11 protein-coding genes are annotated in these 8,616 nt (G+C 39.4%); 1 reads left to right on the top strand and 10 read right to left on the bottom strand.

All coding sequences use genetic code 11. The features are described 5' to 3' along the window. Positions 1-889, top strand: an 889-nt coding sequence (locus V757_RS16450) for an IS481 family transposase (RefSeq protein ID WP_023949037.1), incomplete at its 5' end; no start/stop codon positions are given. A 205-nt stretch (positions 890-1,094) separates the two neighbouring features. On the opposite strand, the gene V757_RS0113060 is transcribed toward V757_RS16450, so the two are convergent. The 10 genes from V757_RS0113060 to V757_RS27325 all read right to left on the bottom strand — a co-directional run bounded on the left by V757_RS0113060 (position 1,095) and on the right by V757_RS27325 (position 8,486). After that, a complete protein-coding gene (locus V757_RS0113060) occupies positions 1,095-1,337 on the bottom strand; it encodes a hypothetical protein (RefSeq protein ID WP_031274006.1) in 243 nt (80 codons plus the stop codon). Between the two features lie 521 nt (positions 1,338-1,858). Continuing rightward, positions 1,859-3,355 carry a glycoside hydrolase family protein gene (locus tag V757_RS0113050; protein WP_081710601.1) on the bottom strand — a complete coding sequence of 499 codons (1,497 nt, stop codon included), beginning with the start codon at positions 3,353-3,355 and terminating at the stop codon, positions 1,859-1,861. Positions 3,356-3,419: 64 nt separating this feature from the next. Then, on the bottom strand, positions 3,420-3,743 hold the full coding sequence (locus tag V757_RS16445; protein WP_023949035.1) for a contractile injection system sheath initiator: 324 nt from the start codon (positions 3,741-3,743) through the stop codon (positions 3,420-3,422). Positions 3,744-3,752: 9 nt separating this feature from the next. Continuing rightward, complete coding sequence (locus tag V757_RS16440) at positions 3,753-4,370, bottom strand: Gp138 family membrane-puncturing spike protein (RefSeq protein WP_023949033.1); 618 nt, start codon at positions 4,368-4,370, stop codon at positions 3,753-3,755. Further along, a complete protein-coding gene (locus tag V757_RS16435) occupies positions 4,367-5,209 on the bottom strand; it encodes a phage protein (protein WP_023949030.1) in 843 nt (280 codons plus the stop codon). The genes V757_RS16440 and V757_RS16435 overlap by 4 nt, the downstream gene beginning before the upstream one ends. After that, a complete protein-coding gene (locus V757_RS16430) occupies positions 5,206-5,520 on the bottom strand; it encodes a phage baseplate plug family protein (protein WP_023949028.1) in 315 nt (104 codons plus the stop codon). Before V757_RS16430 ends, V757_RS16435 begins: the two co-directional genes overlap by 4 nt. A gap of 18 nt (positions 5,521-5,538) precedes the next feature. Continuing rightward, positions 5,539-5,934 carry a phage baseplate protein gene (locus V757_RS28785; protein WP_218184460.1) on the bottom strand — a complete coding sequence of 132 codons (396 nt, stop codon included), beginning with the start codon at positions 5,932-5,934 and terminating at the stop codon, positions 5,539-5,541. Positions 5,935-5,941: 7 nt separating this feature from the next. Continuing rightward, positions 5,942-6,331, bottom strand: coding sequence for a phage baseplate protein (locus V757_RS28780; RefSeq protein ID WP_218184459.1), 390 nt, complete (start codon positions 6,329-6,331; stop codon positions 5,942-5,944). Positions 6,332-6,339: 8 nt separating this feature from the next. After that, positions 6,340-7,584 carry a phage tail protein gene (locus V757_RS27330; protein WP_052019182.1) on the bottom strand — a complete coding sequence of 415 codons (1,245 nt, stop codon included), beginning with the start codon at positions 7,582-7,584 and terminating at the stop codon, positions 6,340-6,342. A 2-nt stretch (positions 7,585-7,586) separates the two neighbouring features. Beyond that, on the bottom strand, positions 7,587-8,486 hold the full coding sequence (locus V757_RS27325; RefSeq protein ID WP_052019177.1) for a phage tail tape measure protein: 900 nt from the start codon (positions 8,484-8,486) through the stop codon (positions 7,587-7,589). Positions 8,487-8,616 lie beyond the last annotated feature (130 nt).

Genomic DNA, 8,616 nt, shown 5'->3' with positions numbered 1-8,616 from the left:
TCAGATTSAKCGTMATAGACGGGTGCCTAACCTTAAAAATAGAGTGGACGAAGCCACTGAGTTAGCGGTGATAGAGATGGCGATTCATTATCCTGCCTATGGTCAACTAAGAATTAGCAATGAGTTGCGTAAACAGGGAATATTTGTATCACCTAGTGGTGTTCGTTCCGTTTGGTTGCGGCACAACTTGGAGAACTTTACCAAACGTCTAAACGCCTTAGAGGCGAAAGTACAGCAAGAAGGAATTATTCTGAATGAGCAACAAATACAAGCTCTTGAACGCAAGAAAGATGAAGAGCAAGCCATGGGTGAGATTGAAACCGCGCATCCTGGCTATTTGGGTTCACAAGATACCTTTTATGTGGGGCATTTAAAAGGGGTAGGACGTATTTATCAGCAAACATATGTCGATACTTACAGTAAAGTAGCGCATTGTAAGCTATACACCTCTAAAACCCCTATTACTTCTGCAGACTTACTTAATGATCGTGTATTACCTTTTTATGCAGAGCATGATTTACCTGTATTACGCATTCTGACAGATAGAGGAACAGAGTTCTGCGGTAAGGTAGAGCATCATGATTATGAGCTTTATCTAGTTATTAATGAAATTGAGCATACAAAGACTAAGGCTCGATCACCTCAAACCAATGGTATTTGCGAGCGCTTCCATAAGACCATTTTGCAGGAGTTTTATCAAGTAACGTTCCGCAAAAAACTCTATGCTGATTTAGATAGTTTGCAAAAAGACCTAGACGAATGGCTTGATTTCTATAATAATGAACGAACTCATCAAGGAAAGATGTGCTGTGGGCGAACACCCATAGAAACATTGATTGATGGTAAACAGATTTGGAACAGCAAAAAGCATGAGCTAAATCTAATCTGACAGACACCGCTTGTCAAACGGGGAACTGTCAGATGAAGTCTGAACTTCTACAGTCTATTAGAAAGACTGCCTTTATTTGAAAAAATTCTTGCTCAATGCCCACCAGAAGGTAAAAAGCATAGCCCAATCTACGGCTATACAGAACCGTGGGATAGAATGCATCACATCTTCCCTTGCATGAAAGAAGCGTTGATGAGATAACTTACTACTCACCCCACATTCTAACCACCGCCTCATGGCGCATTGCACAGTCTGTATAATCACGTACTAATTGAATATAAGACTGTGCGAGTGCGTCCCATGAATTACTGCTTAATGATTGGATTTCTGGGCACCCCTGCGCTAGATTGACGGGTAGTGGTGCTCTCCTTAATGATGTCGTTGATGAGGCGCATCCTGCCATTAGACATAAAACAATCAGCAGACAGAGGATTTTGAATAACTTCATAATTGTAATCCTTAATAATATCGTTAGTTAATGAATTTAGACGTTCAGATGTCAGCGAGATATGAGCAGATACCGACTGTAACTGCTTTACCTGATTTTTAAACTGTTCTAAATCAGCTAAATATTGAGCCGTCTCTGCGTCTTTCTTACCGATTCCATATTGATACTGCCCATACGTATAAACAAAAAGAAGCAGTCAAAATGACTGCTCCTGATCCGATTAGATATTTTTTATACATATCACCACCATCGAATAGCCGAAATAAATGTTCCAAAAACAAACAGAAATAATATAAATACCAACCTATTGATTAATGTGCGTACTCTTGAGGATTTCTCATACTTTTCTAGCACTTTTTCCACCTTTAAATCTATGTTAAAATTCACTTGTGATGGTCTCCATCATATTCATTTATTTGAAGGTTAATCTCTAAACCAAAGCTGTTCCCGCAGTTTTGGTTTTCTTTTATGTATTATTAATGAGAACATTTATTGAACGCCATTAATATGTTTTAAAGAAATTAAAGCTGACACATCCAACGTTCTACTTCTCTGCGATTGATTAAGCCTTTCCAAGGTTTCCCTCCTGCGTTCACCCACCGCCTTAATTCATCACAAGCCCCTATCCTATCTCCAGCATTTAATTTTTTAAGTAATGTAGATTTCTTAAATGCACTAATTCCAACGTTATAAACAAAACTGACCAATGCTGCAGTCTGTACTTCACTCATGTGTACAGTCACACTATCAACAACGGCCTTGTAATACACGTTCAAATCATTTCTTAATAATGTTAAGCACTCCTCATCATTCATGTAGTCGCCAAGATTTACACCTTGTGTATGTCCATAACATATCGTAGGTACACCGACCACATCTAAGTAAGCATAATTACGCTTACCCTCAAGTACCCGAGCCACTTCCCTGATACCAATAAACAAATTACTCGTCCCCAGACTCTCCGCTGTCTTGCCTACCTTAAGCTCTCGCACCCAAAATCCATCAATTTTATTAATAGGTGAGTACAATCGACTTAATGCAACGTCTTGTCCAATATCAAACTTCAGGTTGGCCAACTCTGCTTTTAATTGATCCGTATCAACTTGAGTAAAGTCAGTTTCTCGTACAATGACAACTTTAATATATATATCCATAACAGTAGCTCTATCAAACTTAATCAGTCTGTTGCCTTTTTCTGTGAGTAGATTAACTTCTACTGCACCTTGTAAGCCAGCTCCTGCACCTTTGTTTTCGTAAATGACCTCAGCGATGGCATTATCATCACCACCAATAATAATGGCATTGATGGAATGCCCCTCAACGCCTTGGCTATCTGTATCATTGCTGGTGTTTTCTAGAACAAGCACCTGTTCAACATCACGTAAGCCATGCAACTTTGCTCGGATAGCCTCGCAGCTGTTTACGGCATTTTGTGCATGCGATAAAAAAAGACGCTGTCTTAATTCAACATCCGTCTCTTCTTCTTGGCCTAATACCGCATTTTGAAACGCCACCGCTTTATTTAAACCAACGATTACCGTTTCAATTTCTAAGCTATCACCCTCTTTCACAAAGAATGCCCCCAGTTCTTCGCTACGAAAATCACCTCGTGCAGAACCTAAAGAATTAAGCTGTGTTGCTTTAACGAGCGTCCATCTATTCTTGTTTTCGTCAACCAAGACCAATCCAGCAGGGATATCCGTGTACGGATCCCCAGTCAAAATAACGGAGTACAAATAGCTATTCTTCGCTTCTCTTCGTACAATCCCAGAGTAAGCCGCACGTTGCTCCAACCAAACGCCTGTCGCTCGGTAGGGGTCAAGCTGTTTATAGACATTTTCTAAAAGTTCCTCAAAATCAACTTTAATTTGTGAAATTAATCCAATCATTTGACCATCTGGGCTGTCTGGGTCAATATTTATAGCTTGCCCATAAATTGCTCTAAAACCATCACTAAATTTTTGAATAATCTCATCAAGTCTTTCTGTGACAATTCCATACTTTGTTACTGTTGCCATATCACTCACCAAATAAAAAAACCGTTAGTATGTTTATAACTAACGGTTATTAATTGAATTTTTTTCATTCAAAAATATCTGTATAAGACACCTCTATCAATAATTTCCTGTTTTCACTATCGTGTGTCATGGTGAAACTATCTATTTGCTTAACGCCATCCGTCTCTAGAATATACGCCATCAATGGAACTTCTAAGCGTTTTAAATCCACCCTCTCCATCTGTTCAAACCAAGGAATTCCATGTTCTAAATCTAAAAACCAATCACCCTTAAATGACCAAAGGCGTGTTTTAACAGCTTGAGCAATAGCTTCTGAGTCTTGTGCATAATTTGAATAGCCTGAACCAAAAGTCCAATCATGATTACTGTCTAACCGTCTAACTCTCATGAAAACTCCCTATTGTGGACCTGATGTTTTAGAGCCACCAGATGACACCCCCCCATGAACATGGTTTGTTAAAGAAATGCCACTCGCTACTACGTCTGCACTACTTACAAAACCTCCGTTCTGTTCTATTTCCCCCTTGATAAGAATTTTTCCATTTGTAATCCTGATAAATGTGCTGCCATCTAATGTCTGTAATGACAACCCATCAGTAAAAAATCCTTTAATCGTATTAGGGCGTGAGCAAATACCTGGGATAAACATAGCATCAGATAAGTCACAAAAGCGGTAATCCAATGGTTCTGTAGCTTTACCTGAAGTATGCCATCCATCAATGCAGCGTTCACTAAAAATAGCAATACCTTCATCACCTGCTTGTAATGGAAAAGTTACTGCAAATCCACCTCCTCGAGGAAAGTTCACAGGCACATCCATCAATGGAGGGATTTGAACCGTTTTTCCATCTATCAAAATCTGCTTTACTTGTGCAGCTAAAGTGACTGTTTGTAAAGTAGAATTGAAATCAATTACCTTGGCAGGCAATGATGTATGGATATCTTTAATCGCTTTTTCAGTCTGTGCGTCAACCGCTGATTCGACTGTTGCATTGTGGTAACTATAATCACTCATTTTTTCTTACTCCCTTTATCTTCCATTTTTTGGAACTTACCACCAACCACAGTCATCTTACTGTGCCACTCACTATCCATACTATTTCCTGTATGAGCCAGTTTAACAATCTTATACTCACCATTAAAAAACTCAAGAATAGACTCTAAGCGCACCATTCCGCCGATTTGTAATAATGGGTTAAGCAAACAGGTCAACTCTAAGCCATCATCCGTCTGTTCTGGTGAATCAATCAAACCAGTATCTTGCGATAAAAGAACAGCTTCGGTATCTAGCACCTTATCTCTAGGTAGAAAAATAAGCTCCCCATCTTGAATAGACCAGTCTGCTTTATTATTCACAGCAATCTTTCTTAAGATAGCCCGAGAGTCACCGTTAAGCACTCGACCTCGAGGAAGTTTTCGCTTGTTCGGAAAATCCAATGCCCCCCGCTTAACATTCGGCATAGTCTTTTGTACTTCTGCGATAATTTCTTCGTCAGTAGCGCCTGCTTTTAACGTTACACTAGACCTAGCTGTGGTGTAATCTTTAAAACCATCAGCACTCTCTATCTCAAGTACAAAGTCCACACCCTCGCGCATAACCTTTACTTTTGTAATGTCACCACTATAGATAGGACGTAATTCTTGATAGCCTGCCGACAAGACAATACGCTTATATTCCTTGCTTAATAACTGGTTAAGGTGGTCTCGATTTAAATTCCAAATTCGAATAAAAGCAGGATTGGGTTTTTCGTTAATGGTTTTATCCACCTCAAACCCTACCCGCAATTTATCTACTATCAAGGTATTCTCATCACCGATGATTTCCACTTGCCAGCGTCTTCCGTATTGCTTCATAATCTTTCTTTTAAATCAATAAATAAAAGGTTTCTGGAGCCCAAGTCTGATAGTTCAATCGGATCTAGGTTCTCTCCTGACTCATCTGATACAAACATCTCGAATGACTGTAAGGTTCTATTCAACAGAGGAATACCACATACCAAACTTAACCCTTGAGCAAGCATTTGTTTTGATCTAATCTCAAAAACATCCATCGTCCAAAATCGACAAACACTGTTATATTTCAACGTTATTCTGATTTTCATCCCTTCAAAGTCCAGAACTTGCTCTTGGTAAGAAACTCCTACTAAAATAGGCACTAAATACATTATTTCTGCCTCCTTCCACTAGAGCCTAACCAACTCATTTAAAATAGATTTAAGAGTATTTGTCGCTTGAGTACTTCCGACTTGCGTCTTACTGGCTGATTGGGTTGCAGCTCGTCCACTTTTACTACTTCCACTAGGACCTTTGTTTTTAGTAGCAGAGCCTTTGCTACCATTAGCACTCCCCTCTGTCTTTACGTAAGCCGTATCGACAATAAAAATTTCACGAGCTGTGATTGTAAAAACTGCACTGCCTAGCTTATCCTGAGATACGGCTACTTTCTGAATGAGCATGTTCTTGTACAAACTCACACCAGTATTTATTTCAATAGGCTCACCAGACTTTTGAGACTGTACTAAATCGGCATAGCATTTTTGCACTCGGCTATCACCGCTCCCCCCCAATAAATCTGTCAAATTAAAGTCAAGGCATCCATGGCGCCAATGCTCGCACTTGATTAAGAGTGCCTGCTACTGCACCAAAACGACCCGCTACCCCTGCTAATTTACCTAATGCATTAGCAGTATAGTTAGCGACGTTCACAGGCAAGGGCAATTGATTGAGAAAATCCATTTCCCCACGCAAAAAAGGGAAATTACCTAAAACACCCAAAGGTGATTGATGATTGTGGTCAACCATTGTTCCTATAATCGTCACTACCTTAGGGTTTAAATAAGCATGGTCTGCAATTTGTGCACCACTTTCAATTGGATTTTCTGTGATAACAAGTTCAGATTCATGCTCCTCACTTGTTATCACATCCAACACAATCTCACCAATAGCGTGATTAGAAACACTCACAAAATTAAACATTACTACTCCTAAGCTAATATAGAGCTTTGTACGTTACGAACTGCTGTTGCTGCTTCATTGCCTATCATTAAAGCATCCCCCTTGGTAGTATTGGTCGTTGTAAGATTAATATTTACACTAGTATCATTTTTTACTTGAGTATTGTTATTAGTCGTATTATTAACCGCTCCAGCCTTGGCGTTATCTGTAATAGGTATAGCCAATGACCCATCAGGGCGTATAACTGTTTTCCCCCCCTGTTGAATATGTTGCTCTACCGTTTTCCCCCCACCACCAAGCCAACTTGGTAACTCTATGCTTGAAATAGAATCAATAATTGGCTGAATATACTTGTTGTATTGTTCCTTAACCCATCCAAAAGCAGCATCAAATGGGGCGGTGATAACATCTATAACTTTACTAAATGTTTTGCTTAACTCTTCAAAAGAAAATCCACTATTTGATAATACTTTCCATTCTTGCTTAACTAGATCCCAAGCATCTTTGAATGGTTTTGTAATAACCTCTATCACATAACTAAAAGCATTAACTAGACCTTCAAAAGAAAACCCTGATTCTGCAAAAATACCCCAAGCTTTTTTGACCGTATCAAACGCTTTACGATATGGCTCTGTAATCAAGTTCCAAACCTGATTAAAAGCAGACTTTAGCCAATTGAAAGTAAACGTTGATTTAAAGGTATTCCATTTTGATTTCACCCAATCAAACGCTTTACGATATGGTGCTGTAATAAAATCCCATACCTTATCAAAAAGCTCACCAATACTTTCGACATTGAATAAAGCAAGAAAATCATCCCACCAAGACTCAATGCCATCCAGTAAAAGCGCAAAAAAGCCTTGGATAAATGTCCATAATCCGTTAAAGATGTATGTCAGTCCTTCAAAGCCATTTGTAAATAACGAAACAATATTTGTTATCAGTCCCTGGATAGACTCTGAAATTACCTCACCGTTTAGTGTAAAAATCCCAACCAGTAAGTTAAATAGATTACCGATAATGTTAAAAGCTGTCTTGAGCTGCTCAACCATTAAGTCAACAATAGGCTTAAACCACTCCGCTATTTCAGCGATGATAGGTCTTAGCTCATCAATGATCTCGATAACCTTATCAACCCCTTTAGCCAAAGGCTCCCAAAAATCACCGAGTGCTGTTTCTCCTCCCTGCATATAAACGATAAAATCATCAATCAGCAGGATTAATCCAACTATCGCTGCCACTACCCACGCAATAGGATTAGTTATAAAAGCCATGATCATGCTTTTTTGACAATTGCAAAGACAGCCACTAGACCATAGAGTGCATTTTTCCAGCCAATAGTTCCTCCAATAATAGTATTGAGTACATTTGCTAATGCACTAATAACATCAATCGCGCCAGCCAAAATTCCTGCAAAAATACTTAATCCATTTCTGATTAACTGGTTATTTTCGATAAACCAATCGCGAAATAATCCGATAATTCGCATAAGTGCTGGAGCGAGTCGAAGAGAAAAATACTCTGCCACCCCTTTTGCAATTTGACCGACCTCTGCAAGAGAGTCTTGAAAAGCGGCTGCTGTTGCTGCATTCTCCTGTGTACCAACCCCTAGGCTTAAAGCTTCTGCGTTGGATAACGCCTCAGCCATTTCTTCATTGGTGAGACGTAAAGTCTGAATTAATGATGCATCAATACCAATCTTCGCCAACATCGCAATTTGTTGTTGATTACTTAAGCCTTGCATCTTCTCTCGAATATCCTCTAAGACTTCAGAGGCATCACGTACTGAGCCGTCTGCATTTTTAGCTTTAATACCAAAGTTCTCAAAAGCTTTAGCTCCAAGGCCGATACCGTTAGCCGCTTCACCAATCGCCTTAGATAAGCCTTTATAAGAGGCTTCTGCTGCTTCAACAGATGAGCCGTTAAGTTCTGCCACTTTGCCTAACAGATAAATTTTATCCGCCGCAACGCCTGTTTCATTTGATAGTTGGTGGATAGAATCAAGCGCATTTAAACTCATACTCACAAAAGCACTAAGCCCAGCAATAGAGGCAGCTGCTACTGCCCCCACCACACCCGCAATGGCAGGTAAATTTTTAAGTGACAGTTCAAGTTTACTTAGCTCTCTTGTATCTGTCTTAACACCGACTTTAACGAGTAGTTCTTCTAGAATCATGGGCTTTTCGCTCCGTATGTAGAATTTCAATAATCACTTCATGAAATGACAGCAAATCCCCCAAGGAATAAACTGTCCTTAACTCATGCAGTGAGCAGTAATGCCTGATAATTGGCGTAAAAATAAACCA

It is taken from the genome of Pelistega indica, from assembly GCF_000506865.1.
Lineage (GTDB): Bacteria > Pseudomonadota > Gammaproteobacteria > Burkholderiales > Burkholderiaceae_B > Taylorella > Taylorella indica.
This window is presented reverse-complemented; position numbering and strand designations above follow the sequence as displayed.